The sequence below is a fragment of the Pseudarthrobacter defluvii genome (assembly GCF_030323865.1).
In the GTDB taxonomy this organism is placed as follows: Bacteria; Actinomycetota; Actinomycetes; order Actinomycetales; family Micrococcaceae; genus Arthrobacter; species Arthrobacter sedimenti.
On record NZ_CP066362.1, the window covers coordinates 3,127,886 to 3,154,768 of the forward strand.

26 protein-coding genes are annotated in these 26,883 nt (G+C 66.2%); 13 read left to right on the forward strand and 13 right to left on the reverse strand.

Going from position 1 to position 26,883, the window contains the following annotated elements; translation table 11 throughout:
* Window positions 1-95 precede the first annotated feature (95 nt).
* From JCQ34_RS14505 to JCQ34_RS14520, 4 genes are all read left to right on the forward strand, one after another.
* A complete protein-coding gene (locus JCQ34_RS14505; RefSeq protein WP_434738913.1) occupies window positions 96-1,628 on the forward strand; it encodes an LCP family protein in 1,533 nt (510 codons plus the stop codon).
* A gap of 111 nt (window positions 1,629-1,739) precedes the next feature.
* Complete coding sequence (locus JCQ34_RS14510; protein WP_286398521.1) at window positions 1,740-2,066, forward strand: ArsR/SmtB family transcription factor; 327 nt, start codon at window positions 1,740-1,742, stop codon at window positions 2,064-2,066.
* A complete protein-coding gene (locus JCQ34_RS14515; RefSeq protein ID WP_286398523.1) occupies window positions 2,063-2,800 on the forward strand; it encodes a cation transporter in 738 nt (245 codons plus the stop codon). The genes JCQ34_RS14510 and JCQ34_RS14515 overlap by 4 nt, the downstream gene beginning before the upstream one ends.
* Window positions 2,801-2,802: 2 nt before the next feature.
* Window positions 2,803-3,720 carry a cation diffusion facilitator family transporter gene (locus JCQ34_RS14520; protein ID WP_286398524.1) on the forward strand — a complete coding sequence of 306 codons (918 nt, stop codon included), beginning with the start codon at window positions 2,803-2,805 and terminating at the stop codon, window positions 3,718-3,720.
* A 28-nt stretch (window positions 3,721-3,748) separates the two neighbouring features.
* On the opposite strand, the gene JCQ34_RS14525 is transcribed toward JCQ34_RS14520, so the two are convergent.
* Together JCQ34_RS14525 and JCQ34_RS14530 are read right to left on the reverse strand one after the other, a co-directional pair.
* Window positions 3,749-4,705, reverse strand: coding sequence for a glycosyltransferase (locus JCQ34_RS14525; protein WP_286398525.1), 957 nt, complete (start codon window positions 4,703-4,705; stop codon window positions 3,749-3,751).
* A 121-nt stretch (window positions 4,706-4,826) separates the two neighbouring features.
* Window positions 4,827-6,005 (reverse strand): acyltransferase family protein, encoded by a 1,179-nt coding sequence (locus JCQ34_RS14530; protein WP_286398527.1) that lies wholly within the window; start codon window positions 6,003-6,005, stop codon window positions 4,827-4,829.
* Between the two features lie 144 nt (window positions 6,006-6,149).
* Between JCQ34_RS14530 and JCQ34_RS14535 the strand changes: the two genes are divergently transcribed.
* The gene (locus tag JCQ34_RS14535) at window positions 6,150-6,887 is read left to right on the forward strand and encodes a GAF and ANTAR domain-containing protein (RefSeq protein ID WP_286398529.1); all 738 of its coding nucleotides are present in this window, start codon (window positions 6,150-6,152) and stop codon (window positions 6,885-6,887) included.
* A 388-nt stretch (window positions 6,888-7,275) separates the two neighbouring features.
* Here JCQ34_RS14535 and JCQ34_RS14540 read toward each other — a convergent pair whose 3' ends face one another.
* Window positions 7,276-8,982: a phospholipase C gene (locus JCQ34_RS14540; RefSeq protein WP_286398531.1), complete on the reverse strand. Its 1,707-nt coding sequence runs from the start codon at window positions 8,980-8,982 to the stop codon at window positions 7,276-7,278.
* A gap of 235 nt (window positions 8,983-9,217) precedes the next feature.
* On the opposite strand from JCQ34_RS14540, the gene JCQ34_RS14545 reads away from it, so the two are divergent.
* The gene (locus tag JCQ34_RS14545; RefSeq protein ID WP_286398533.1) at window positions 9,218-9,634 is read left to right on the forward strand and encodes a VOC family protein; all 417 of its coding nucleotides are present in this window, start codon (window positions 9,218-9,220) and stop codon (window positions 9,632-9,634) included.
* A gap of 39 nt (window positions 9,635-9,673) precedes the next feature.
* On the opposite strand, the gene JCQ34_RS14550 is transcribed toward JCQ34_RS14545, so the two are convergent.
* Window positions 9,674-11,125 carry an FAD-dependent monooxygenase gene (locus JCQ34_RS14550; protein WP_286398535.1) on the reverse strand — a complete coding sequence of 484 codons (1,452 nt, stop codon included), beginning with the start codon at window positions 11,123-11,125 and terminating at the stop codon, window positions 9,674-9,676.
* Window positions 11,126-11,286: 161 nt separating this feature from the next.
* Between JCQ34_RS14550 and JCQ34_RS14555 the strand changes: the two genes are divergently transcribed.
* The 6 genes from JCQ34_RS14555 (at window position 11,287) to JCQ34_RS14580 (ending at window position 15,956) form a co-directional block, all read left to right on the forward strand.
* Window positions 11,287-12,234 carry a hypothetical protein gene (locus tag JCQ34_RS14555; protein WP_286398537.1) on the forward strand — a complete coding sequence of 316 codons (948 nt, stop codon included), beginning with the start codon at window positions 11,287-11,289 and terminating at the stop codon, window positions 12,232-12,234.
* The gene (locus JCQ34_RS14560) at window positions 12,231-12,401 is read left to right on the forward strand and encodes a hypothetical protein (protein ID WP_286398539.1); all 171 of its coding nucleotides are present in this window, start codon (window positions 12,231-12,233) and stop codon (window positions 12,399-12,401) included. Before JCQ34_RS14555 ends, JCQ34_RS14560 begins: the two co-directional genes overlap by 4 nt.
* A 179-nt stretch (window positions 12,402-12,580) precedes the next feature.
* Entirely contained in the window at window positions 12,581-12,916 is a 336-nt protein-coding gene (locus JCQ34_RS14565; protein ID WP_286398541.1) for a YciI family protein, read from the forward strand.
* On the forward strand, window positions 12,916-14,184 hold the full coding sequence (locus JCQ34_RS14570) for an RNA polymerase sigma factor (protein ID WP_286398542.1): 1,269 nt from the start codon (window positions 12,916-12,918) through the stop codon (window positions 14,182-14,184). The genes JCQ34_RS14565 and JCQ34_RS14570 overlap by 1 nt, the downstream gene beginning before the upstream one ends.
* A 291-nt stretch (window positions 14,185-14,475) precedes the next feature.
* On the forward strand, window positions 14,476-14,877 hold the full coding sequence (locus JCQ34_RS14575; RefSeq protein WP_286398543.1) for a GntR family transcriptional regulator: 402 nt from the start codon (window positions 14,476-14,478) through the stop codon (window positions 14,875-14,877).
* Entirely contained in the window at window positions 14,874-15,956 is a 1,083-nt protein-coding gene (locus JCQ34_RS14580) for a DUF1648 domain-containing protein (protein ID WP_286398545.1), read from the forward strand. Before JCQ34_RS14575 ends, JCQ34_RS14580 begins: the two co-directional genes overlap by 4 nt.
* A gap of 40 nt (window positions 15,957-15,996) precedes the next feature.
* On the opposite strand, the gene JCQ34_RS14585 is transcribed toward JCQ34_RS14580, so the two are convergent.
* The 7 genes from JCQ34_RS14585 to pdhA all read right to left on the reverse strand — a co-directional run bounded on the left by JCQ34_RS14585 (window position 15,997) and on the right by pdhA (window position 22,454).
* Window positions 15,997-16,182, reverse strand: a complete 186-nt coding sequence (locus JCQ34_RS14585; RefSeq protein WP_286398547.1) for a hypothetical protein — start codon at window positions 16,180-16,182, stop codon at window positions 15,997-15,999.
* Window positions 16,183-16,303: 121 nt separating this feature from the next.
* Window positions 16,304-17,038 (reverse strand): hypothetical protein, encoded by a 735-nt coding sequence (locus JCQ34_RS14590; protein WP_286398549.1) that lies wholly within the window; start codon window positions 17,036-17,038, stop codon window positions 16,304-16,306.
* Window positions 17,035-17,955 (reverse strand): ABC transporter ATP-binding protein, encoded by a 921-nt coding sequence (locus JCQ34_RS14595; protein WP_286398551.1) that lies wholly within the window; start codon window positions 17,953-17,955, stop codon window positions 17,035-17,037. The genes JCQ34_RS14590 and JCQ34_RS14595 overlap by 4 nt, the downstream gene beginning before the upstream one ends.
* Window positions 17,952-18,359 (reverse strand): GntR family transcriptional regulator, encoded by a 408-nt coding sequence (locus JCQ34_RS14600; protein WP_286404539.1) that lies wholly within the window; start codon window positions 18,357-18,359, stop codon window positions 17,952-17,954. The genes JCQ34_RS14595 and JCQ34_RS14600 overlap by 4 nt, the downstream gene beginning before the upstream one ends.
* Window positions 18,360-18,586: 227 nt before the next feature.
* Complete coding sequence (locus JCQ34_RS14605; RefSeq protein ID WP_286398552.1) at window positions 18,587-20,104, reverse strand: dihydrolipoamide acetyltransferase family protein; 1,518 nt, start codon at window positions 20,102-20,104, stop codon at window positions 18,587-18,589.
* Between the two features lie 2 nt (window positions 20,105-20,106).
* A complete protein-coding gene (locus tag JCQ34_RS14610) occupies window positions 20,107-21,228 on the reverse strand; it encodes an alpha-ketoacid dehydrogenase subunit beta (protein WP_286398554.1) in 1,122 nt (373 codons plus the stop codon).
* The gene (gene pdhA, locus JCQ34_RS14615; RefSeq protein ID WP_286398556.1) at window positions 21,225-22,454 is read right to left on the reverse strand and encodes a pyruvate dehydrogenase (acetyl-transferring) E1 component subunit alpha; all 1,230 of its coding nucleotides are present in this window, start codon (window positions 22,452-22,454) and stop codon (window positions 21,225-21,227) included. The genes JCQ34_RS14610 and pdhA overlap by 4 nt, the downstream gene beginning before the upstream one ends.
* Window positions 22,455-22,614: 160 nt before the next feature.
* Here pdhA and JCQ34_RS14620 point away from each other — a divergent pair, with 160 nt between their 5' ends.
* The gene (locus tag JCQ34_RS14620; protein WP_286404540.1) at window positions 22,615-23,076 is read left to right on the forward strand and encodes an Lrp/AsnC family transcriptional regulator; all 462 of its coding nucleotides are present in this window, start codon (window positions 22,615-22,617) and stop codon (window positions 23,074-23,076) included.
* 303 nt (window positions 23,077-23,379) lie between these two features.
* On the opposite strand, the gene JCQ34_RS14625 is transcribed toward JCQ34_RS14620, so the two are convergent.
* Window positions 23,380-25,815, reverse strand: a complete 2,436-nt coding sequence (locus tag JCQ34_RS14625; RefSeq protein ID WP_286398558.1) for a hypothetical protein — start codon at window positions 25,813-25,815, stop codon at window positions 23,380-23,382.
* A 6-nt stretch (window positions 25,816-25,821) separates the two neighbouring features.
* A complete protein-coding gene (locus tag JCQ34_RS14630) occupies window positions 25,822-26,493 on the reverse strand; it encodes a peptidoglycan-binding protein (protein ID WP_286398560.1) in 672 nt (223 codons plus the stop codon).
* Window positions 26,494-26,883 lie beyond the last annotated feature (390 nt).

The following is a 26,883-nucleotide window of genomic DNA, read 5'->3' on the forward strand; positions in this document are numbered from 1 at the left end:
GCGGGGACACCCGGCAAGTCAAGGGTTCTAGGCGAATTGCCAGCTTCGGCCTGTAAGGTAGCGGAAACCTGTCCCCTTCCGAAGGTCCTTTTGTCGTGTTCGGTTCCAGAAAATCTCCCGGCCCGGAACAGGAAAGCTCCAGCCCCCTTGCCTACCCTGGGCAAGGTGAGCTGTACGCCGCCAGTTCGCGCCACAGCCGGCCTCTTGGCCGTGCCCCGCGCTGGGTCAAGGCACTCACGGCAGTGGTGTCTGTCCTGCTTCTGGGCGTCCTGGCCTTCGGCGGCTACTGGGCCTGGCGCCTTCAGTCCAACATCAGCACCTCGCAGCTGTCCGCGGGCGGGGAGCGCACCGAAGGTGCCGTGAATGACAGCACAGACAGGCTGCAGATCCTGGTGCTGGGCTCGGACACGCGGAGCGGCAGCAACAGCCAGTACGGCACCGCGGACCAGTCCTCCGGCTACGGCCAGTCTGACGTGATGATGCTGCTGGACATCTCCGCGGACAACAAGCACGTCAACGTCGTCAGCTTCCCGCGCGACTTGCTGGTCGATGTTCCGGCGTGCACGGATTCCAAGACCAACCAGACGTATCCCGAGCAAAAGAGCGCCATGATCAACAGCGCCATGGCCCAAGCCGGAATCGGCTGCGCCGTGGATACGGTAAACAAGCTGACGGGCCTTGAGGTGGATCACTTCATGATGGCGGACTTCAACGCCGTCAAGGAGCTGTCCAATGCGGTTGGCGGCGTGGAGGTCTGCGTGACCGAAGCCGTCAGCGATCCCGATTCGCACCTGAACCTGCCAGCCGGAACCTCGCAAGTGCAGGGCGACCAGGCGCTGGCCTTCCTTCGTACCCGGCACGCGTTCGCGAACGGCGGGGACCTGGGCCGCATCCAGGCGCAGCAGGGCTTCCTTGCCTCGCTCAGCCGCAAGCTCAAGTCCGAGGGAACCCTTGGCAATCCGCAAAAAGTGCTGACCATCGCCGACACCATCACCAAGAACCTGACGGTGGACTCCGGTCTGGCCTCGGTCCCGTCCCTGCTGACCATCGCCAACCGGCTGAAGAACATCGATCCGGCCAACATCAACTTCATCACCACGCCCACGGTTCCCTCGCCGCAGGACCCCAACCGGCTGGCCCTGGATGAACCCGCCGCGTCCAACTTCTTCAAGGCGCTGCGCAACAGCCCGGACCTGAGCCAGCCTGCCCCGGCAGCACCCGAGACGCCGGCGGCGCCCGCGGCACCTGCCTATGACAAGTCGCTGCAGCCGGTCTCCATCGCCAACGGCACCGGGGTAACGGGCCGCAGCAAGGCGATCGCCGGGCTGCTGTCCGACGCCGGGTTCACCAAACTCACCCAGTTGCCGGCCCAGGCGCAGGGCCAGACCATGGTGTACTACTCCGCCGGGTTCGAGGACGTGGCAGCCGACGTTGCCGCGCTGTTCGGCCTGCCGGCCAGCAGCGTCCAGCAGGTTGCCAATATCCAGGGCGTGCAACTGTACGCCGGCACGGACTTTGCCTCAGGCAGCAAACCCGCCGCACCGCCGTCGTCCGCTGACTCTTCCGGAAGCGTGGTGGCGCAGACCGGCAGCGACCAGAAGTGCCAGTCGGCCAACCCGCTGGGGTAGCAGCCCGCGAGATGATAGTTCGCGGCAATCCCAACGACCGGAACTGCCCTTAACTGTCATCTCTGAGAATTCAGCTTTGCCTGAATACAGTCACAGCTGTACTTTGGGAGCATGCAGACCCTTACCCATGCCCCGGTGCTGGCCCGCTTCGGCTACGCGGTATCGGACCCCACCCGCGCCCGCGTGCTGCTGGCTCTTGCGGAGGCGCCGTCCTATCCGTCGGACCTGGCAGACAGCCTTGCCGTATCGCGGCAAAGCATGTCCAACCACCTGACCTGCCTGCGCGGCTGCGGCCTGGTGGTTGCTGTACCGGATGGGCGGCGGAGCCGCTATGAGCTGGCGGATGCGCGGATCGGACACGCCATCAGGGACCTGCTGAGCGTCGTCCTTGCAGTGGATCCTGCCTGCTGCGCGCCTGATGGAGAGTGCCTGGCATGACCGCCCCCAGCATGCCCGGCACGGGGCGTCGGCGGGTACTGAGCCGGCGGATCAGGCTGTTCGCGGCCGCCACCATCACGTACAACGTCATCGAGGCCATCGCTGCGCTGTGGGCCGGCGGCGCAGCCGATTCAGCCGCCCTGATCGGCTTCGGCCTGGACTCCGTAATCGAAGTAGCGTCCGCGCTGGCACTGTCCTGGCAGTTCTCCGCCAAGGATCCGGAGCGGCGTGAACACCTCACGCTGCGGATTATTGCCGTCTCCTTCTTCGCCCTGGCCGCGTTCGTGGCCGCGGATTCCGTCCGGTCCCTCGCCGGTGGCGGGGAAGCGCAGCACTCGGCGCCGGGCATCGTGATCGCGGCGCTGAGCCTGGTCATCATGCCCGTCCTGTCCTGGGCGCAGCGCCGGGCCGGTCGCGAACTCGGGTCCAGGACGGCCGTGGCGGACTCCAAGCAGACGCTTCTGTGCACGTACCTCTCCGCTGTGCTGCTGGTGGGCCTGGTCCTCAACAGCACCCTGGGCTGGTGGTGGGCCGATGCCGGCGCGGCACTTGTCATCGCGGGCATCGCCGCCCGTGAAGGCATCAACGCATGGCGCGGGGACGCCTGCTGTGCTGTCCCGCACCGGGCGGACGCCGGCGAAGAACAGGACGACTGCTGCCCAGGCTGTGCCACCTCCACCCCTGATTCAGCCTCCGCCCAGCCGCTGGGCCTGCCGACCATCAGGAAGGGCTGACCATGGGCCATGACCACGGCCACGGGACCATGGATCCCCACAGCCAGCGCGGCAAGCTGCTGCTGGTTTTCGGCATCACGTTCGCGGTGATGGTGGCTGAGATCGTGGGAACGGTCCTCACCGGCAGCCTGGCACTGCTGGCCGACGCCGGACACATGTTCACCGACTCCGCCGGGCTGCTCATCGCCGTAATTGCGGCGTCGCTGGCCCTGAAGCCGCCCACCTTCAAGCGCACGTGGGGCTACAAACGCGCCGAAATCCTCGCAGCGGCCGGGCAGGCCGCCCTGCTGCTGGGGGTGGGCGGGTTTGTCATCGTCGAGGGCATTCGCCGCCTGTTGGAACCACCGGAGGTGGGTGGCTCGCTGATGCTGTGGTTCGGCGTGATCGGCCTCGCCGGCAATGCCGTGGGACTGCTGGTGCTCGCCTCCGGCCGGCACCACAGTTTCAACATGAAAGCCGCGTTCCTTGAGGTGCTCAACGATGCCCTCGGCTCCATTGCAGTGATTGTGGCCGCGCTGGTCATTGCCCTGACGGGCTGGACCCGGGCAGACGCCGTCGTATCCCTGCTCATCGGTGTGCTGATCATCCCGCGCACGCTGAAGCTGCTGCGGGACACGGTGAACGTGCTGATGGAGAGTACTCCCCCGGGCCTGGACCTGGCCGAGGTCCGCCGGCACATCCTGGCGCTGCCGCATGTCATCGACGTCCACGACCTGCATGCCTCGCTGGTTGCCTCTGGCGTGCCGGTCCTGTCCGCCCACATCACCGTGCAGGACGGGTGCATGCGCGACGGCCATTCGGCCACAATCCTGGCGGACCTGCAGCGCTGTGTGGCCCAGGACTTCGACGTCAGCGTGGAGCACTCCACCTTCCAGATCGAACCCGCCGCCCACCGGGATCAGGAAAGCATCCCGCACTGACGTGGAGGGGACGGCGCTAGCCACCTACTCAGGCGCGGACTGGCTCCAGCAACGCCATGATCCGCCCGATATAGCTGTCAAGGCTTAGCCGCTCTTCCCACAGCGCGCGGATGTCCGCTTCCCTGTCCCGTGTGGCGTCCGCAAGGTCGCGGAGCTGGGGAAGGATGGGCAGGTCCGGGTCGCAGAGGACCACTCCGGGCTCCATGACGTATTCCTTCATGCCCTCATTCGGAGTGACTGCCACGGCGATGCCGCTCTCCACTGCCCCCACCAGAACCATGTGGCCTGCCGCCCGGGTTCCCCGAGCCAGCGGAAGGAAGACCACCGATGCACTGCAGAGCAGCTCCCCGAACTCCTTTTGGCTCACGTAGCCGGGATGCGTGACCACATTTGCGCCCCGGCGGGTTTCACCGGCGGGCCCTCCAGTGGCAATGGTCAGTTGGACGGGCGTGGTGCTGGCCAGCACTTCCTCTTCGAGCGCGCTGATGGCCTGCGGGTCTCGGTCTGATGAGCCGCCAACAAAGATGTGGAAGACGTCGGAGTGTTTCCTGGGCGGGTACCCCAGGGAGTTGCCGTACAACACGCACCACGCTTTGCCCCCGTCCGCGTTCCAGGGCCCGGTCTCGGACTCGGACATGCTGATGACAGGTGCATTGCCAATGAGCCGGCGGAGGATTTTCCAGCTCAGGCTGCTGGGCTCTGCATAGATTCCGGTGACGACGAAGTCGTTCCTGCCCGTGAGCCGCAGCGCAGCCCCGATCCAGGGGTTGGTGGCGAAATAGGGCCCCTTGACCGATGGGTTGAGGGTTTTCAGTGCCAGCACAAGCGCGTCGAATCCAATGCCCAAGACCCTTGAACCCCAGCGCTTTCCGGTGATCGCAGCACCCTCGAACTGGCAGATGGCCTTGATCATCGGGTGGCTGAGCCAGGCGGCGTCAGCCGTTGCCGAGGCCGGGCCAAGTGCCAGGAATGTGTAGGGAGCCAACGGTCATGGCCTTTCATGCGGTGCGGCGGACGCCCCTTCCGGGGACTCCCAAGCTAGCCACCGCCCTCAAGCCATACAAGGAGATCAGGCTTTTACTGTGGATGACCACATGCGCCGCGGCTTAGCCCGCTGACGCCGCCACGGGTGCCTTGGACGCCTCGGCCGTGGAGAGCACGACGGCGGGATCAAGCCTTTTGTTCGCCCAGCGGCGCAGCGGGCGCTCAACACAGCGGAAGGACGCGTAGGCCAGCAGCACGGTGAGGGCTGCGGTCAGGGCAATCCGGAGCGGCAACGCCGGGATCAGCGGCATCAGCAGCAGGTAGACCGGCAGGTGCCAGAGGTACATGCCATAGGACAGGTCGCGGCCGGGGCGGGCCAGCCAGGGGTGGCTGAGGATGCGTGACAGGAAGCCGGCCGGCTGGAGGACCAGGGAGCCGACCAGCACGGCGGACAGCAGTGCGAGTGCGGTGGGGCCAACCGTCCAGAACACGTTGAACCAAGTGCCGGGGGCGTCCGGTTCCTTCAGCAGGAACAGCGCGGCCAAGAGGGCGGTGCCGGCCAGGGGCGCGGCCCAGCGGGACACCGACAGCAAGGCATTGTGCAGCCGCGAGCCCTGGCGGACGGCGGTGAACAGCAGGGCGAGGGCGCAGCCGATCAGCAGCTCATCGGCCCGGGTGTCCGGCCCGTTGTAGATCCGGTCCAATGGTTCGCCGGCATTCACCAGCAGGAACCGGTTCAGCACGAAGGCGGCGGCCAGGGCCACGGTGGCGAAGGCTGTGGTGCGGACCTTCCAGAACCGAAGCATCACCAGCAGGAGCAGCGGCCACACCAGGTAGAACTGTTCCTCAACGGCCAGGGTCCACGTGGGGCCGAGGGTTTCGCCGGCGATGGAGTCCCCGAACATGCCAAAGTGCGCCAGGTTCATCACGTAGGCGGCAGCGGGCAGGACAAACCCCGCCTGCCCACCCCAGCCTGAGGCAGGAAACAGGAAGCCGGCGGCGAGGATTACCGCGCAGAGCGCCAACAGTGCCGGCCAGAGCCGGGCCAGACGTTTGGCGTAGAAGATGCCAAGGTGGAGCCGGCCGGTGGCGAGCCATTCCTTCATGATCAGCAGCGTGATCACGAAGCCGCTGAGGGTGAAGAACACGTCCACGCCGATGGAACCGCCGGGCATCGACTCGGTGGCGGTATGGAAGAAGAAGACGCCCGCCACGGCGACGGTCCGGAGGCCGTCCAGGGCATGCTTCCGTCCGGCGATGAGGCCCGTTTCGGGCGCCGCCGGGCAATCTGGCAGTGACATCTTTCCGCTACTTAACCTCAAAACCACCAAGCAATCATATATAACGTTTCCATAACTGCGCTGGACGGCGGCTGGGAGAACGCTGACGACAGAACTGAAAACAGGCACCTTGTGGCTGCCGTCCGACACTTCTAGGGTGAACTCATGGTTGACCAGGACATGGCAGATGACCTCGAAGGGCTCGTTGATCTTGTTGCAGGCATGGAGGACATCAAGTCCGTGCTGGACGGCCTCACCGCACTTGCCGCCGCAAGCATGAGCAGCACCCTTGGAGTGCCCACTGAGTGTGCCGTGACGCTGCACCGGCGAAAACGAACGGCCACCATCGGTGGGAGCAGCGGGAGGGCCGTGGTGCTCGACCGGATCGAGCAAAGCCTGGGCGACGGGCCCTGCATCGAGGCCCTGCAGAGCGGCGTGCCCATATTGCTCGGGGATGTGTCGTCCGATCCACGGTGGCCCGAGTACTGCAGCGCGCTGTCCTCGGCAGGCGTCGGCGGATCACTTGGCATCCCGATGAATTTGGAAAACGACGCCGGCGCGGTGCTTGATTATTTCGCTCCCGTCAGTGGACTATTCGATGAACAGGCGGTGGCAGACGGAGTGCGGTTCGCCGACATGGCAGGCAAGGCGCTGCGCCTGGCCGTCCGGATCGCGTCAGCGGACCAGCGTGCGGAGAACATGAAATCCGCCATGGACACCAGGACCGCAATAGATCTCGCCTGCGGAATCATCATGGCCGAGAACAAGTGCAGCAAGGACAGGGCCTTCGAGATTCTCCGCAGCGCCTCCAATACCCGGAATCAGAAGCTCAATGAGCTGGCCGAATCGCTCGTGAACCGGTTTGCGGCGCCGGAAGAGGCCAAGGCGCACTTCGAGGACTGAAGTTCCAGGAAAACCAGACCGGGAGCCAGCGACGTTGCTGGCTCCCGGAGTTTACGACGCGGATGTGGTCCACCCCCGATACTGGATTTCCCTGAGCCACACCCGCGTCAGCTTTACGGGTGGTTGCGTCGAGAAGCAGTCACTGAACAGGTCCCCGGCCTGTATGGCGGGCGGCAGTGGTCAGCGGTTTCAAGACGGCAACACAGAGGCCGTCTGCCTGACCTGGAACCAGCCTAGCCCTCTCCCGCGGCTGGGAAGAAGGGACTAAATCCCCAATCTTTGATCAATTTCCCTTGATTAATGGATCTGTCGCCGGAAGCCCCTTGACCACCGGACACCAGCGCCCGGCGCCCCAAGGAGGTGCGCCGGGCTCACTGTGCTTCGCTACTTATTGCGCACCGCGGCCCTTGCCGGATGCGTCATTGCCTGCATGGGTAATGGACGCAACGGCTCCGGTCTGCTCGTCGAGCATCACCTTGTCGTTCCGCAGGTGGTGAAAGTTGAACATGCTGCTGATCGATCCCGCCGTGGCGTCGGCTGAGGCGTCACCGATTTGTCCGGTGTTCCAGTTGTCCTCGATGAAGCGCAGGACCGAAGCCTGATCGGTCTCCGTGTGGTCCACGAAGTTCTTCTTCGCATACGGCGAGATGACAACCAGCGGCTGCCGGGGGCCCGGCCCGCAGCGGTCAGCGTAGCCGCCCGCCATGGGCACTCCCGCGGCCGCGGCACTTTGGCACCACCCGGCGTCGTCCGTTGTGTTGGAGGAGTTCTTGACCTGGGCGGCGACGTGGTCGTACCAGCCGTCGGAGTCGTCATAGGCGATGACCACGGCGGTGTCCTCCCAGTTCCTGGACTGCTGGATCTGGTTCACGGTCTTCGTGATGAAGTTCTGCTCATCGACGGGGTCCGAGTAGGCGGCGTGGCCGTCCTGGAACATCCCGGCTTTCAGGAAGGACACCGCGGGCATGTTGTCGGTGTTGACCACTTTGTCGAAGTCGGTCAGGTCGTACTGGTGGTTGGCCTGGCCGTTGTGGCCGATTTCGTCATCCGACGCGGGGGCCAGGTGGTGCGGGTTGGCCGTGGAGGCGTAGTACTGGAACGGCTGGTGGTGCGGGGAGTAATCCACCACGGAGGCACCGGCCGCATTGGTGTGGCTGGACAGGCAGGAGGCCGGCGCGGTCCCTGTCGCCGGCGTAGTGGGTGTGAACCCGCCCTGGAACCAGCCCCAGGAGGTGCCCTTGGCATTGAGCAGGTCACCGATGTTGGTGCCGGTCATGCCCGCGAGGTTGTTGCTCTTGGCGTGGCTGTTGTTGGAGCAGTCGTCGTAGACAGGGTCGGGGTCGTTGATCACGGTGCCAACGCCGTTTGCGTCAGGCTGGCGGACCGCGCTGCTTCCGGCAGCGGGCGTTGCCACCGGCGCTCCGGCAGCCGTGAACTCCTTGGCGCCGTGGGTCTGGCCGGAGACCAGGTTGAGGGCGCCGGGGGTGGAAGGACCGAAAGCGGTGCTGAAGTGGTTGTCGCTCATGGCGTAGTTCTGGGCATAGTTCCAGATGCCGGTGACCGTGTTGCCATCGTAGTAATCCATGGTCAGGCCGGGCCGGCCATACTGGTTGGTGCCGCAGGCATCGCGGCTGGTGAACTGGACGAACTGGTCCATGGCTCCGCCGTTGTAGGCCTTCTGCTCGGCGCCGTAGCCGTGGTCCTGGTCGCAGGTGACAGCCTGCATGGGCGAGAGCCGGGCAGGTTGGACAGAGTTCGGATTGTTCGGCGCCAGCAGGCCCGCCTTGGCCAAGGTGTTGATGTCCTTGGGCGTATCCTCGGCCGCGGTGAACGCGGACGCCGGGGTACCGCTGCCCTGCTGGGTTTCACCTGCCGTGTTCGCCGCCTTGGGGTAAGTGGCGAAGTAGTGGTCGAAGGAGACGTTCTCCTGGAAGATCACCACCACGTGCTTGATAGGTGTGGCTGTGCTGCCGTTATCACCGGCGGCCGCGGGGCCGGCGAAGCCTGCGGTCAGGGTGCAGGCGGTAAGTGCCACCGCGCCCGTGGCGGCGGCCATCCGCTTTCTGCTGAATCGTTGTCCGTGGGACGAGCTCATTGGGGAGCCTCTCAAATTGGTATTAGCCGAGACCTCCCCAAAGTTACTTTTGTGTAATTAACGCCCGCCGGCTTGCGGATGAACGCCTGTTCACCTTCCGGTCACGGGCCATCTGCCTGGTGTTGTCTGGACTCCCAGTCATCCGTCCCACTCCGCGGCGAACCCCCTTCTCGGCAATGGCCAGCGCTGCTAGCATGACCGTGCAGACAACGACGTCCGTCCAGAAGGAGCCCTCATGCCCACGCGCCTCAACCCGTACCTGAGCTTCCGCAGCAACGCACGCGAAGCGATGGAGTTTTACAAAAACGTCTTCGGCGGCGAGCTGAACATGAGTACGTTCGCCGACTTCCACGCAAGCCAGGACCCCTCAGAAGACAACCTGGTGATGCATGCACAACTTGATGGCCCGGCAGGGCTGACCCTGATGGGATCGGACACTCCCGCGCGCATGGACTACAACCCAGGGAACACGTTCAGCGTCTCCCTCAGCGGCGACGATGAAGCCGAACTGCGGGGCTACTGGGACAAGCTGTCCGACGGCGGCACAGTGACAATGCCGCTGGAGAAGGCCATCTGGGGCGACTCCTTTGGCATGTGCACCGACAAGTTCGGCATCCAGTGGCTGGTCAACATCGCAGGCCCCAAGGAGTAAATGAGTTTTCGCCACTCCCCCAGCCCGGTGGCTGGTGTTCTACCGCTGCCGCGCACCAAACCAGGTTGTTAGCGCGGCGGCGAGCCCGTCCGCCGACCCTTCGCCCACCCAGGCGACGTAACCGTCAGGCCGGACCAGGACTGCCGTCGGGGCATCCACCGCGCCCAGCACCGGAAGCTGCCACTCGCCGTCGTACGTTGCCCTGACATGCTGTACGCGAGCCGCCCATGCCCCCGGATCCAACCCAGGGGCACCAAGCTCAAGGAGTACCGGGCGGCCCTGGTGCAGGAGCTGGTACACCCGGGACTGGCCGTCAGCTGTCGTGATGTCCAGGTCCGGCATGCGCCGGCCGAGCAGCGGGTGGCCAGGCCCAAGGTCGTAGGCGACGTCCAGCCCGGTGAGCAGGGCCGCGATCGGGGCGCCCGCAGCGTCAACCCGGAGCACCTCGTCCAGCAGGTCGCGCAGGGCCTCCTGCCGCGGATCGGCCTTTTGGAAGAGGGACTGCGCCATGGTGTATTTGAGCGACCGGGCCCCGGCAGGATGGCGCTCCGCGTGGTAGGTGTCCAGCAGGTCCTCGCCCGAGGCCCCCAACACCACCTCCCCCAGCTTCCAGCCGAGGTTGACGGCGTCCTGCAGCCCAAGCCCGATGCCAACGCCGCCGGTGGGCGAGTGGACGTGCGCAGCGTCGCCGGCCAGCACCACCCGGCCTTTCCGGTAGGACTCCGCCTGCCGGGTGGCGTCGGTGAAGCGCGAGAGCCAGATGGGGCTGTGTACGCCGAAGTCCGTGCCGAACACATCGGTCAGGGCCTGCTTCAGGTCATCCAGTGTGGGCTCGGCAGCCGGGCCGAGTGAAGCCTCGGTGACCACCACCCGGACCACGCCGTCCCCCATCGGGTACAGTCCATGGATGCCGCGGGCGTCCACCTTGCCCTGCTGGCCGGGCTCCCCCGCCACCTTTACCTCGGCGATGAGGCTGCTCCGGGTCGCATCCGGGCCCACCAACGGGATGCCGGCCGAACGCCGCACCACGCTGCGCCCGCCGTCGGCACCCACGACATACCTACCCGGCACCGGACCCTCCCCCGCCAGCTCTACGTGCGCGCCGCCGTCGTCCGCTGAAACTCCGGTGACCTCCACGCCGCGCCGGATCTGCACGCCCAGCTCCTCCACCCACTCGAGGAGCAGCCGCTCGATGTGGTTCTGGAACAGCGCCAGCGTGTAGGGGTGGCGTGTGGGCAGGCCGCCCAGGTCCAGCTGCGTGCTGCCGAACGTGGCGGCCTGCAGCGTCCTGCCCTCGGCGAGGAACCGGTCCGCGATGCCGCGCTGGTCCAGCAGCTCAATGGTGCGCGAATGGATTCCGCCGCCGCGCGAGCCGGCCAGCTCCTGGGACGGGCGCCGCTCCAGGACAAGCGCGTCCACCCCCGCCAGCCGCAGCTCACCCGCCAGCATCAGCCCCGTGGGTCCGCTCCCCACTATGACTACGTCGTGCATACCCAACCGTCCCCTTCCTTTTCGACGGCCAGTATGCGGTACCCCAGGGGCCTTGCCGCAAGGCCCCTAGGGCGCGGTACTTTGGAAATGGAAGGAGTCCTGGCCCGGCGCACGTTCCGCCGCCGACATCCTGAGCAGGCCTTCCATCCGCTGGAGGTGTCATGGCATCCATCCGCTCTTACTTCCGTGCCCGGTATGGGCCTCCGGCAACGATCCACCAACTGCCGGCGGTGCTGCTGGCCGCGTGCATCCTCTTCGCCGGAAGCCTTCCCGTGCCCGCAGTGAGGCAACCCGCCTCTGATCGTGCGGCCGCGGACCGAGCGGCTGCGGTCCAGGCGGCTGCGAACCAGGGCGGGCTCCTCTTCGGGCTGGGGCCGCAGGCCTACAGGGCGCTTGAGTACCGTTTGGTCAACGAGGCTCCGGTCAACATGATCACCAGCTGGTACAACTTCCGGACTGACATGGGCTTCTTTGACATCTACCGGACCGCCGTGACACCCCAGATCTACGCTGCAGGGAAGGCAATGCACCTGGTCATCTGGGACGGATACCCGCGGCCGGGAACCCCCGGGGGAAGCCCTGACGGCATTGTGCAGACCAAGTACGGGCCGGTCTGCGGTGAGGCTTATCCCTTGTCCCGGGAGTTCCAGGCGGACATGGTGCAGCTGGCGAAGAACACCGGCGGACCCGCGTCCGGGCCGCCGCTGTATGTGTCCATGTTCACCGAGTTCCAGACCTATCCGTGCCGCGAAGACGGCAATTATTGGGACACGGGACAGGCTTATTACCGTGCGCTGAAGGACGCATACCTGGAGGCGAAGGATGCCTTCCACACCTACGCACCCAATTCCAAAGTGGCCCTGACCTGGGGCGGCTGGGCTGCCACGTTCGATGACCCCGCCCGGGGTGGCGGCCGCTCGATGCTGCCGTTCTTCAAGGACGTGATGGATGATTCGGACTTCCAGTCGTTCCAGGCGATGGGCCTTCACGAGAATGTGGAGCAGACCACCTGGATGGTGAAGGCGCTGCACGGCTACGGAACGGTTTGTCCCTACTGGCGCACTACAAGCCGGACAACGACTCGCTGGCGGTATACGACGCCGACATGAAAGGTTTCTTTACCGATTCCAAGATGGCCGAGCTCAAGGCGAACGGCCTTTTCGGGTTCAGCTTCCTGTCACAGGACCTGCTGATGTCCAGCGAGGCCCGTTTCCAGCAGGCCAAGGCCGCCATCACCAGGTACCAGGAGCCCGTCCCGCCCTGGCCACTGGGGTGACGGCGCCGGCCGTGGGTTGCGCTGTGCAATGGGTACGACGGCGGCACCCAGCCTCTGCCCCGAAGCCGTCCTTTCCAAAATAGTTGCGTTGCGTTGTCGATTTCCGCTTCCGCTGTGCGACGTATGGGTAGGAGCTTCTCCAACGGAGAGCCCTTAACCACACCGGAAGGGAGCACGACATGTCCAAGTACCTGATCCTGATCTACCAGGACGAGGCAGTGGCCAGGCAGGCCGAGGGTGAATCGATCAGCGCCAGCTACCAGGAGTTCCAGCGCCGGCGCGCCTCTTCCCTGCTCGGCGGGGCCGCCCTGCATCCGTCCTCCACGGCGACCTCGATCCGCCGCGACGGGGCCAGCGGTTTCGCGGTGACGGATGGCCCGTTCGTGGAGTCGAAGGAAACCCTGGGCGGCTACTACATGATCGAGGCAACCGACCTCGATGAGGCGCTGGAGATCGCCAAGGAAGTTCCGGCCGGCGTCGGAGTTGAGGTGTGGCCGGTTCGGGTGGCCAACTGATGCCTCGGGCCGCCAGCGCAGAGGTTGCTGCGGCGGTGGCGGACGCCCACCGCCGGGAGTGGGCGTTCGTGCTGGCGGCCACAATGCGGGTTGCGGGTGACATCGACACCGCCGAGGAAGCGGTGCAGGACGCGTACGCCACTGCGCTGTCCACATGGGGCGGGAGCGGAATTCCCCACAACCCGGGGGCCTGGCTCACGGTAGCGGCTCGACGGCGGGCCCTGGACCTTCGCCGGCGGGCAGCCACCGCGGAGCGCGCGCTGCCCAAGCTGCTGGGCCCAGGCGAGGCCGGCCTTGAGGACAGGGTTGTCGAGGACATGGTCGCCGAAGGCGGGGACATCCCCGATGACCGGCTCCGGCTCATCTTCACCTGCTGCCATCCGGCCCTGGCGTTCGAAGCCCAGGTGGCCCTGACCCTGCGGCTCCTGTGCGGACTTTCGACGGCCGAGGTGGCCCGGGCGTTCCTGGTCCCTGAAACCACCATGGCGGCCCGCATCACCAGGGCGAAGAAGAAGATCACTGCAGCGCATATCCCGTACCGCGTGCCGGCCTCGTCGGAGCTGCAGGAGCGCTTGGACGGGGTGCTGTCGGTTGTTTACCTCGTCTACACCACGGGGCACACGGCTCCGTCGGGAGCAGACCTGATGCGGCGGGACCTCGCCGAGCGGGGCCTTGAGCTGGCGAAAATGCTGCGCGTCCTGCTCCCCCACGATTCCGATGTTGCCGGGCTCCTTGCCCTGATCCTGCTCACCGAGGCCCGCACCGGCGCCCGGGTCAACGGAAACCATGACGTCGTTCTGCTCGAGAACCAGGACCGGTCCAAGTGGGACCGGCAGGCTATCGAGGAAGGGGTGGCGCTGCTGCGGGAGGCGCTGGCAGCTCGGCCTCCGGGCCGCTTTGCCCTTATGGCGGCCATTGCGGCGGTGCATGACGAGAGCGGGTCCTGGTCCGACACCGACTGGCACGAGATCCTGGGCCTGTATGACCTGCTCATGGAGAGGTGGCCCTCCCCGGTGGTTCGGCTCAACCGGGCCATTGCCCTCGGTTTCGCCGCGGGCCCCGCTGAAGGGCTGGCGGAACTGGACGCGCTCGGCGCCGAACCACAGCTGGCACGCTACCCCTATCTGGCTGCCGCCCGCGGTGATTTCCTGGCCCGGCTTGGCCGTTTGGAGGAGGCCCGGGTGGCGTTTGGGGAGGCGCTGATCCTCACCGACAACGACGTGGAACGGCGGTTTCTCCAGGGCCGGATAAGTGAACTGACGGGGTAGGCGCTGCCACACGTGTGCAGGCAAAAGGGAAGGCCCCTCCTTAGGAGGGGCCTTTAACGTAGTGGTCATTTGTCGTTTGGTATCGGTCAGCGGTGATGCGCAATCCCCCTTCCCGGACGCCCCCGGCGCCCATCCGGACTATGACGCGTTCCACTTTAATAAGGAGCGGCCAGTGCGTAAAGACCCTAATAGGGAAAAATTTAGGGCACGACGGCGCCCGGCCGCCGTCGTCAAATTGCCTCTGGCACTGGTGCGTCTGTTGTTCTATAACTAATAGAACAAAGGCAAGGGGTGAAGGCGTTGATCCTCAACGTAGACCTGGCTGCTGAGGTGCCCATCTACCAGCAGATCCGGGACCAGATCGTCGAGGCGATCGCCCACGGCGCGCTCACAGAGGGCAGTACGCTGCCGCCCACCCGAACGCTGGCTGCCGATTTCGGCATCAACTTCCATACCGTCAACAAGGCCTACGATCTCCTTCGGCAGGAAGGGCTGATCCGTCTCAGCCGCAAGACCGGAGCGGTGGTGACCGCAAGTGCGGCGGACCAGCTGCTCCCCTCCGACTGGACGGCAAGGGCCCGGACCCTTCTGGCCGAAGCCGTTGCCCGCGGAGTACCGGCTGAACACGTGCTCCAGACCTGCCAAGCGCTCCTCGCTTCATTTGGCCAACCGCAGCAGGAGGACAAGCGATGACCATTTCCATCATCCTGGGCTTCATCCTGCTGGGACTGGTGCTGCTGCTCGCACTGGTGCTGCCGTCGGTCACCAGCGGCACGGTGCCTTTTGGGGTGCGGATCCCGGCCCAGTACTCAACCCACCCCGTGGTGGCGGAGCAGGCGCGCCGTTACCGCCGGCGCGTCCTGGTCTGCGGGGGTGTCATTGGCGTGGTGGGCGTGGGGAGCCTCGCACTCACACGTCAGCCGCTGCTGCTCCCATTGTCTGTGCTGGTACTCGTGGGCCTCTGGTACGGCTGCTTCTTCCTGGCACACCAGGAGATCCGGGCAGCGAAGGTCGACGGCGGCTGGTTCGAGGGCCTGCACGAGGGTGTCGCGGTGGACACCGAATTGAGGACCAATCCGCCCCGGTTCCCATGGCGCTGGCTGGCGCCCGCCGCACTCATCACTGCCGCCACCGCGGTCATCGGCATCCTGATCTATCCCTCCATGCCCCAGACCCTCGTGGTGCACTATGCCGGCAATGGAACTGCCGACCGGGTGGAGGCCAAATCGGTTGGCTCGGCCTTTTCGCTGGTCTTCCTGCAGCTGGGTCTGACGGCGCTGCTCGCGGGCCTGGCGACGGCCATCATCCGAAGCCGGGCGGATCTTGACCCAGCCCGCCCTGAGGGCTCCTCACGCTGGGCCCGGCACTACATGTCGCTGGGAGCCAAGGCCCTGCTGGGACTGGTGGCCATGATCGACCTCGGCCTTATGGCGTCATCACTGCTGATGTGGACCGGGACTGTGACCCGGTGGGCGCCGCTGGTCATCGTGGTCCCCGTCCTGGCCGCCGTGGTGGCAGCGGTAACGGTCCTGGCCAGGAACAACGCGGACCGCGGCGGGGACGGGGAGGACACGGGACTGACGCACCGTGACGACGACAAGTTCTGGCGCGCCGGCCTGATCTACTTCAACCGCGAAGACCCAGCGCTGCTGGTTCCCCGCAGGTTCGGCATTGGATGGACGCTGAACTTCGGGGAGCCCCGGGCGGCGATGCTGCTGGCCGGCGTGGTAGCGCTGATCGTTTTGGTGCTCACGCTCCGCTTTGGCGGCTGAGCAGGTACGACGGCGGCACGCGGCCCCGTCGCAGCCACCGTTACTGGATCAGGTAGTGGCGTTCGTCGGCGCCGGGTACTGCAGAGGCCTTGGGAAACACGGCCTTTGACAGCGCCTTCAGTCCGATCACCGGAAGCAGCACGGCGGCGGCGCCGACGGAGAGGGCAGTCCAGGCGAGGTTTTCGATCGCGCCGAGCGCGGGTGCCTGAGGAGCGGTATTAGCCAAGATTCTGACCCTTATGTGAGACCGGTGGGGACTCCAAGATTACGGCAGGCCGCGGGATCAGGGAAAAGTACGACGGCGGCACGCGCCGCCGTCGTACTCCAACCCAGCGCGATGCTTCCTGCTAAACGGGCATCCTGCGGAGCGTGAGGTAGGACCCAGCGGCAAGGACCGCTGCCAGTAGGAGCCCCCACAAGGTGAGGCCCAACGAACCGGTGATTGCGAACCATTGCGCCACAACCGGCCACGCCTGCTGGAAGGTCACAAGGGCGACGAGCCCCACCAGCACCAGGCCGGTGCCCAGCAGCGCACTGGCCAGCCCCAGCGCTCCAAAGCGCCTGAAGATCGTGGCGAACCAGAACCCGAGCACGAAGAAAAGCACGGCCAAGACAAAGTAGGTGAGGGCGGCCGCAAGCGGACCTGCCGCCCATACCCACTCCAGGTAGGAAAAGTAGGCGTTGAAGCCGTACCCGGCGGTTGCCTGCTCCAGCAGGCCCAGCAGGACAAACACTGCGGACATCCCGGTTGCGCTCACAGCCGCGGCAGCCAGCGAGCCAAGGAAGAACTCCCGCCGTGTCAGGCTCATCGCCTGGGAAAACGGAAACGTCATGGTCATTGCCTGGATACCGATGGCGAGGAAATACCACAGTGGAGCCTGCGCACCACCGCCGGCTTTCACGCCGGTCTGCCCTGCGCCGCCAACGATCCAGAAGATGAGCATGGACAGGACCCAGGAACCGCCCAGTATCAGGACCGGAACCCAGAGGAACGTCCGCTTGTTGAGGAATTGCAGACGGACCACGTTGAGCATGCGGTTGCGCGGGACGGACCGTTGCACGGCGCGGTTGAGGGTGGTCATCGGAGGCTTCCTTCCGGGGCGGCCGGGTCCGCGGGGCGGATGCCGGCGGACCGCTGCTGGGTGAGGCGGACAATGAGCTGCTGCAGGGAGACGGGGGCCAGTTCGAGGCCGTCCGCCGCGAGCGTGGCGCTTTCGGTTGCATCCAAGTGGCCAAGGAAGGTCACGGAGGCGACCCGGCCCAGACTCTCGCGGTGGATGACTTCGCGTCCGCCAACTGCCCGATCGACCGCGCCCGCATCACCCACGACGTTGGTGGCCATGGCACGGGCGCCCTCGGCTGATTGGTCCATGATGATGCGGCCCGCGTCAATAAGGAGCACGCGTTCGATGAGGTTTGATACCTCGTCGATGAGGTGGCTGGAGAGGAGGATGGTCCGGGGGTGCTCCGCGTAGTCAGCCAGCAGACGGTCGTAGAACGTCTGCCGCGCTACGGCGTCCAGCCCCAGGTACGGCTCGTCGAAAAAGGTAATTTCCGCACGGGAGGCAAGCCCGATGATGACGCCGACGGCGGAGAGCTGCCCGCGCGACAGCTTCTTGATGGTCCGTTTCAGGGGCAGCTGGAAGTCGTCAATGAGTTCGTCCGCCAAGCCCTGGTCCCAGTTGGGGAAGAAGAGCCGCGCCGCTGCGAGGGCGTGGCGCGCGGAGGCATCGTCCGGGTATTTTTGGCTCTCCCGGACAAAGCACATCCGGCTCAGCACCCTCGGGTTCTCATACGGGTTCTCGCCGAACACGCGAACTTCTCCACTGCTGGGGAAGTTCTGTGCCGTGAGGATGGACATGGCGGTGGTTTTGCCGGCGCCGTTGCGGCCCAGGAGCCCGTAGATGGCGTTCTGCTCAATGTCGAAGCTCACATTGTCCAGCGCGAGTGCGTCCTTGTAGCTCTTGGTGAGGTTCCGAACCTCGATTACGGCGCTCATGGCGTCCTTCCGTCGGTCTCGTGGGATGGTGGTGCGGCTGCGGCTGCCTCGCCTGCGCCGGTGCGCACAAGATCGGCCACGTCGTCGGGTCCCAGCCCGATCCGGCGTGCCTCTGCGAGCAGGGGCTGAACGTACCGCAGGGCGAAGTCGTTGCGGCGTTCCTTGAGCAGGAGCTCCCGGGCGCCGGGGGCGACGAACATGCCCACACCCCTGCGCTTGTAGAGCACACCTTTGCTGACAAGCATGTTGATCCCCTTCGCTGCCGTCGCCGGATTCATGCGGTAGAAGGATGCAAGCTCATTGGTTGAGGGAGCCTGGGCTTCTTCGGCCAAAGATCCATCCACAATCGAATCTTCAACCTGTCCGGCGATCTGCACGAAGAGAGGTGTGCCGTCCTCTTTCAACGCGGCCTCCTGGTGCAGCGGCTTATAGTTATATGGTTCATTACTCAACTAACTAACCATCGAACTCACTTCCGCGTCAAGTACGGCTGCTGCAAGGGGTAGGCCCCACTGCAGATGGCGACGCGCAAAAGAAGCTTCGACGCGAAAAGCGGCTGGCGCTGCCCAGGTGTGGGCAGCGCCAGCCGCTTTTCGGTTCGGAGGAATATTTACCCGTCGAGAAGGAGGGGTTAGATGTCCGCCAGCAGTCCCGTGGGGTTTTCTATGGCATCGGCCACGAAGCGGAGGAAGCCGCCGGCCGTGCCGCCGTCGCAGACCCGGTGGTCGAAGGTCAGGGTCAGTTCGGTGACCTTTCGGACGGCCAGCTCGCCGTCAACCACCCACGGCTTGTCGATGATCCGGCCCACCCCGAGGATGGCCACCTCCGGGTGGTTGATGATCGCCGCGGAACCATCCACGCCGAACACCCCGTAGTTGTTCAGCGTGAACGTGCCACTGCCGAGCTCGGTGGGCGTCGCCTTGCCCTCCCGCGCAACCTGCGTGAGCCGGCGGATCTCGGCGTCGAGTTCGCGGGCGCTGAGCTTCTCGGCGCCGCGGACGGAGGGGACCATCAGGCCGCGGTCGGTCTGCGCCGCGAAGCCCAGGTTGATCCCGTCGAAGGACACAATCTCCTGGGACCCATCGTCCGCGGTTTCGATCCGTGTGTTCAGTTCCGGGTACTTCTTCAGCCCCGCCGTGACGAACCGGGCGATGAACGCGAGCAGGCCGGGAACCTCGGCGCCGTTGACCTTGAATCCCTCGCGCAGCTCCATGAGCGGGGTGGCATCGACATCCACCCAGACGGTGGCCTCCGGGATCTCGGAGCGGCTGCGGACCATGTTGGTGGCCACCGCCTTCCGGACACCACGGACCGGCGTGCGGGCCGAGATGGCGAGACCGGTGCGGGAGTCGGTGGTTGAGCCGGCAGGAGTTTCAGCCGGCTCAAGAGATGGACGCTCCGGGGCCGCCTGGACAGGCTCGGCCTCGGGTTCAGCCGCGGGCACCGCCGTCCGCATCGCCGCTTCGACGTCGCGGCGCATGATCAGCCCGCTGTCGCCGGAGCCGGAAAGCTCTCCCAGATCCACGCCGTGCTCCCGTGCCATGCGGCGGACCAGCGGCGAGATGACGGCACCAAGCTTGCCGGGCACGCGAGTGCGCAGGAGGGTGAGCTCGTCTTCCTTGGACAGCTCAACGGCGGGGGCTTCGGTCCGTTCATCCACCGCCACGGAGGACTTCCGCGCACGGGTCCGCCGGGCAACGCCGTGCCCGCCTGGAGTGCCGTACCCGATCAGCACATTTCCTGACCCGGCTTTTTCTTCCTCCCGATAGGTCTCGGCCTCCGGGTTGGACGGCTTCGGTTCGGCAAGCTCAGTCTCCGCGGGCTCAACCTCGGGCTGGGCCGGCGAAGGGGCGGGGGCGGCATCATCCGCGGCGGTCCCGGCCGACACCGGGGCGGCCCCAGCACCAAGAGGCGTCACCGAGATCAGCGGCTTCCCCACGTCGAGGGTCTCCCCCGGCTGCCCGTGCAGCTCGGCAACGATCCCCGCATAGGGGGACGGCACCTCGACGGCGGACTTGGCGGTCTCCACCTCGGCGATCGGCTGGTCAACGGCAATCTCATCCCCAACGGCAACGTGCCAGGAAACGAGCTCCGCTTCAGTGAGCCCCTCGCCCAGGTCCGGCAACAAAAACACGCGTGGTTCGCTCATGGTCAGTTCTCCCACTGAAGGTCGTCAACGGCGTCGAGGATGCGGTCCACGCCGGGCAGGTAGTACTTCTCGAGTTTGGGCGCCGGATACGGGACGTCGAACCCGGTCACGCGGCGGATCGGGGCGGCCAGGTAGTGGAAGCAGCGCTCCTGCACCCGGGCCACGATCTCCGAGGACACGGACGCGAAGCCGTGGGCCTCGGCGATCACCACGGCCCGGCCGGTCTTCCGGACGGAAGCGGACACGGTCTCGTCGTCGAAGGGGACGATGGTCCGCACGTCGATCACTTCCAGCGAGCGCCCCTCCAGCGCAGCCGCCTCCGCGGCAGCCAAAGCGGTGGGCACGGACGGACCGTAGGCAATCAGCGTCGCGTCGGTGCCGGGACGCGCGACGGAGGCCCGCCCCCCGGAGCCAAGCCCCGCCGTCGTACCTTCCGCACGGGAGCCGTGGAGCCGGCGCAGCTCGCCCAGGTCCACCGAATCCTTGGTCCAGTACATCTTCTTTGGCTCCATGAACACAACCGGATCGTCGGAGTCAATCGCCTCGCGGAGCATGCGGTAGCCGTCCGCCACGGTGGCCGGGGTGTAGACCTTCAGGCCCGCGGTGTGGGCGTAGTAGGACTCGGAGGAGTCGCAGTGGTGCTCCACTCCCCCGATGCCGCCGCCGTAGGGGATGCGGATGACCATGGGCAGCTTGACCATGCCCTTGGTGCGGTTGTGCATCTTGGCCACGTGGCTGACGATCTGCTCGAAGGCCGGGTACGCGAACGCGTCGAACTGCATCTCGATCACGGGGCGCATCCCGTTGATGGCCATGCCCACGGCCATGCCGACGATGCCGGACTCGGCCAGCGGGGTGTCGAAGCAGCGCTGCTCGCCGAACGTGGCGGTGAGGCCGTCGGTGATGCGGAAGACACCGCCCAGGAGCCCTACGTCCTCGCCGAAAACCAGCACGGAGGAATCGACGGACATCGCGTCGGCGAGCGCGGTGTTAAGGGCCTTGGCCATGGTGACCGGCTGCGGCCCCGCGGCTTCGGCGGACGCTGCAGCCGAGGCGGCGGCGCGGGCCGTGGCGGCGGAAACGTTGCCGTTGGCCTCGGATGAGGTGGTGATGGTGGGGCTCACTTGCCGGCCTCCTTCGAATCAGTAGCTGCTGCGTCGCGGGCCAGCTCGTCGGCGAGCATGGCGGACTGTTCCTTCAGCTGCGGCGTCTGCCGCTCAAAGACGTGTCGGAAAAGCTCCTGCGGGTCCACCGGCACGTCCTCGCTGAGGCCTTCGCGCAGCTGCGCGGCAACCGCCTCAGCATGCTCACGGATCCGGGCCTCGCCGTCGTCGTCCAACAGCCCCCGGTCCGTCAGATAGGTGCGCATCCTGTTCACCGGGTCCTTGGCCCGCCACTCCGCAACCTCGGCGCTTTCCCGGTAGCGGGTGTCGTCGTCGGCATTGGTGTGGGCCTGCATGCGGTAGGTGTTGGCTTCCACCAGCAGCGGTCCGGACCCTTCGCGGGCGAGCTTCACGGCGCGGTCCAGGACGGCGAGGAGGGCCACGACGTCGTTGCCGTCCACCCGTTCGCCCGCCATGCCGTAGCCCACGGCCTTGTGCGCCAGCGACGGCGCCACCGACTGGTGCGCCAGCGGCACCGAGATGGCGTACTTGTTGTTCTGCACGAAGAAGATCACGGGCAGGTGGAAGACGGCGGCGAAGTTCAGCGCCTCGTGGAAGTCACCTTCGCTGGTGGCGCCGTCGCCGCACATGGCCAGCACCACGGTGTCCTCGCCGCGGAGCTTGGCGGCGTGCGCAACCCCGACGGCGTGCAGCAGCTGGGTTGTCAGCGGCGTGCACTGGATGCCCACCTTGTACTCAAGGGGGTCGTAGCCGCCGTGCCAGTCGCCGCGGAAGATGGTCATCACCTGCACGGGGTCCACGCCGCGGGTCATCACGGCGACGGCGTCCCGGTAGGTGGGGAACATCCAGTCACCATCGGACAGGCACAGGGCGGCGGCCACCTGGCAGGCTTCCTGGCCGTGGCTGGAGGGGTAGACGGCCATGCGCCCCTGCCGGACCAGCGCGGAGTTCTGGTCGTTGACGCGGCGGCCGACGACGAGGCGTTCGTACGCTTCGAGCAGCTCCTTGTCGCCGGGCACGGGGTACTCGTGGCCGGGCTGGGTGCCCTGCTCGCCTTCGGGCTTGAGCCGGCCGTCCGGGTCCACCATCTGGATCTGGTGCCGGGCGGGGAGCATGTAGTCCTCCACCGTGATGCCGAACTTCTTCACAGCTTCATTCAGCGCGGTGTCCGGCGCTTCCTGCGGGCTGGTGGTGTCCGGCGCGGTGTGGTCTGCGGAGATCGTCATTGGTCCGTCCTTCGGTAGCCACTATTCGCTCCCAGTATGGTCCTGCAGCAGGTTTCGTATCTACAAGGTGCGCAAATCGTGGAGAAGCTGCTTCAAACTGCCTATTATGGGAGACGATTTGTAACTGTGACGTGGATTACCGATGGGGGCCGTGGACAAAATGCCGGGCAAGGACGCCGCTGCCGAGGTTCCGCTGGATGACATTGACCGGCGCATCATTGCCGAACTGACCCGCGACGGGCGGATGTCGGTGACGCAGGTGGCCGAGAACGTCCACATTTCCAGGGCGCACGCGTACTCGCGGATTTCCCGGCTGACGTCCGACGGCGTGCTGACCCGGTTCACGGCGCTTGTGGATCCGATCAAGGCGGGGCTCAAGTCCTCGGCCTACGTGACGCTGAAGCTGAAGCAGGATTCCTGGCGCGAACTCCGCGACCAGCTGGGCGCCATCCCCGAGGTGCACCACATCGCCCTGGTGGGCGGGGACTTCGATGTGATCCTGCTGGTCCGCGCCGTGGACAACATCGACCTTCGGCGGGTTATCTTCGACCAGCTGCAGACCATGCCCGGCGTGCTGGATACGCAGACGTTCCTGGTGTTCGAAGACGTGGATACGCGGTAGCTCTCCGTGGGCGGCTACGGGTCGGAGAACAACTGGCGCACCACCACATGCTTCAGCGAAAAGGCCACCCTGCAGGCCATCCGACGACTGCAGGGTGGCCCGTTTTCAAGACACGGCTGGCGGGTCCGGGGCTTCCCGGCCGATATCCCAAAAATGAGCTGCAGGGCACGTCTCTCCGGCAGCAGCCAACCTACCCGCGCGGCGGACCCTCCCATAAGGGTTGCCCGCACCCATTCGGTCTAGCGGCCTACCCATTCCAGGAGCGAGACCGTCGGCGGGGGCAAAGCCGGCGTGCCCCGGCCTTTACCCCGCGCTGGACGTAGGCGCGGGCTCCAGGGTCTCCCCTCCCCCGTAATCCACAGTGGGTGCCGGCGTTGCGTAGTCAACGGACGACGTCGGTTGGCCGCCTCCCAGATCTGGCCCCGCCGGCGCCGTGGCCACCCCAGTCGCAGCCGGTACAGGTGCAGGTGCAGGTGCAGACGGCCCATCCTGGGCAACGGACGAGGTGGGGCCAGGGGTCGGACCACCGCTGGGGCCAGCCGTAGCAGGGGACGTCGCCACGGAGGTCCCTCCGGAAACAGAAGAGCCTTTGACGATGGCCGTGATCTGCTCCTTGTACCCGTTGAGCGTGGCCTGGATCTCGGACAGCGGAACGTTTTGTAGGTTCCGCCCATACTCCGCGATTTGGGCCCACAACGCCTCAAGCTGCTGCTTGCTGTCGCCGTCCAACGGCCCGTCGAGCGTGAGGACCAGCTGGCTGGCCAGGGCATAGGTGAGGCAGTCCAGGCAGTTGTAGTTGGCAGCCGCCGAAAGGTTCTGCGGCACGATCACGTCGGTCTGACCTACCACCAGGACCACCTGGAAGCCCACGGCCACTGCCGCGCAGCCCGAGCAGTTGGCGAAAGCGTATGCCTCGTTGGTGGTGGTGACCGGCTCCCCGCCGTCTGCCCAGACCAGGGCGAAGGCCACGCTGTACTTTACGGAGCCGTCGGTGGTGTTGACGGCGAGCGCCTGGTTTCCGTCGGCGGCCGGGGCGGCTGGCCTGTCGAACGGAAACACCCAGGAGGGAGCAGCAGCAGAAGTGGTGCTGCCGCCTGGCGAGGCACTGGCCGGCGATGCGTCGGCAGGCACCAGCACCATGCTCAGCTGGGGATTGTCCCGCGTGGGTTTCACAGCATCCGCGGGCCACAGCGCAACAGTCTGCCCGGAAGCACCCTCCCGCAACGCCTCGCGCTCACGGTGGGGAAGGATGGCCCGCGTTGCATCACCCAGCGTCCCTCGTTCGTACGCCTGCACCGGGCGGTACGTCCCGCCGTCGGGCCACCATGCCCAAGCGAGCCCCGCCAGCAGGACTGCGACGGCGGTCATGGCGGCCGTCCGCTGCACCGCCTTGCCACTGGTTTTTTGCCACAGGCCCGTGACAAGCTGCCGCAGCAGCCGCACCACGATGTACAGCACGCCCAGCACCGGGACCGCCACCACAACAATGGCGAGGGCCCGAACGGCCACGCCCAGTAAGTCGCCGGAAGAAAGGCTCGCCGCCAGCGCTTCCTGCTGCTTGCCCACACTGGCCCAGCCGGTGGCCAGCAACCGTGGCAGGGACAGCACCATCATCACCATGCTGAATAGCAGCACCGGTACGGTCACCAGCACCCAGACGGTAACCACGGCCCGCGCCCACGGCTTGAGCACCTTGCTTTCCGGGCTTCCCCACCGCCAGGGAAGGATTCCCAGGAGGGTTGGTTTGATGCGCTGGAACAGGTCGGGCACGCCGGTGGCGTCTGCCAGGATGTGGTAGCCGTCGTACTTGACCAGCGGGATGAGCTGGCGGACCATCTGCAGGATCTGCGTGACCACCACCAGCAGGAGCGCGTCGAAGCCGGTGGCCCACCACAGTCCCATGATGGCCACGGCCACGATGGCGTTGAAGTACAGCCCGCCCAGGTCGGTGCGGATCCGGCCGCCGCGGCCCAGGCGGTAGGAGTCGGTGACGTCCGTGAAGAAGGCTGGCCACAGCAGGTAGAGCCCGGCGCCTATGGCCCCGGGTGTGGCTCCGCCCTTGCGGGTGGCGGCGGCATGGCCGAATTCATGGAAACCGGCTGACAGGATGGTGACGGCGAGGATCAGCAGCAGGAGGGCAGGCTGCTCGAAAGCCTCGTGGGTGGCTGAGCCGAGCCCTTTGACCATGAGCACCCACCAGCATGCAGCCAGGAACGCGGCCGTCACGGCCACCACGATCAGTGGGTGGAACAGCACCGCGAACGGTGCGGTGATCCTGCGGGTACGGGCGGGGTCGGACACGATGTAGCGGAAGCGCAGGCCCAGGAGCGGGTTGGACTTCTTGACTTCCGGCTGCGTGCCGTCGGCAAGCCGGAGCAGGCCCAGGGGCAGCAGTTGCGAGTCCATCAGGGTACGGACGTTGTCAGCGCTGACCAGCCGCCCGGACCCTTCGCTGACGTGCCGGGCAATGCCGTCCAGGTCGCGGGTCCCGTCCGCCGCCTCCAGCACCAAGTACAGCAGCCGGGTCAGCTGGAGGGTCTGGCCGTCGGCTCGCCGCACCAGGGCGGGCGGTTCGCGGTAGCCCGACCCCTCCGCGGTGCCCAGGAGCTGGACGCCGTCGGCCCGGGCGGGCAGGTGGGCAGCAGCCGTCGACATCTTTCCCGACGGATCCGGGGCAACGGAGACGCGTGACGACGGCGGGCCCGCCTCGGGAGGCGGCCCGCCGTGGGTTTGGGTCATGTCTGCTTACTGCTGCAGGTCGGACTGCTGGCCGGCGGTGGCATTTGCCTCGCCGTCGATGTGCTGCGAGATGGTGGCGCTCTGGTCCGAGATGGCATAGGCCTGGCTGTCGATGGAGCCGATGTTGGCGGCCACTGCGGCGTCGATGGGTGCAGCCACGTTGGCGTTCGCGGCCACGGCACCGTTGATGGGAGCGGCGATGGCGGCATCGGCATCCAGGTTCACATCGACGTTCAGCAGGTTGCCGTTCAGCGCGCCGGCTGCGTCGGTCAGCCCTCCGGTACTGGTGGGATCTGACACTGCGCCGGACGTTCCATCCGTGGTTCCGGCGTCGGCGCTACCCATATCGGTGGCGCCGTCGCCCTGGCCGATCAGGCTGTCCTGGGTGGAGTCGGCGTTGGCATCGGCGGTGATGCCCTGGTCGATGGCGGCGTCCTGGCTTGACAGCGCCTGCGCGTCCGAACCGTAGGAGAGGATGTTGGCCGAGGCGGCGGCATCAATGGGTGCTGCCACATTGGCGTTGGCGGCGACAGCCAGGTCGATAGGTGCTGCGGCGTTGATGCCCAGGTCCAGGTCCGCGTTCAGGTCCAGGACGGACGCCACTTCCTTGTCCGGCAGGGCGGTGGCCTGTTCGGACATCAGTTCTTCATCGGTGAGGGGACGCATTTCGTTGTCCATGCTTGAAAAACCTCCGGTGCAGCGCGGGTGCTCTGCCCCCAGCGGACAGCCGCGCCCCACAATAGTAAGCATGGTTAGTAGTTTTGCGAAGTAGTGTGGACTGCGGCCACTGCAAATGTCGACGGCGACGTCACTCTCTGCGGGCGGAGGCACCGCCCCAGTACTGATAGCTGTCGTAGCAATTGCGGGAGCAAAATGCCGCAGTAGGAGATTCCGGCAGGGCCAGCCCGCAGTACCGGCACTTTGGCTTGGATCGCAGGATCTGCTTCACGATTCTCAGCATGGATGAAGGCTAGGCATCCGCTCCGAAGATTTGATCAGTAATTGATACTGCATTTGAGTAGGGCGCATTACCTGCCTCAGCCGCAATTCCCAGAGCATTCCCAGCTG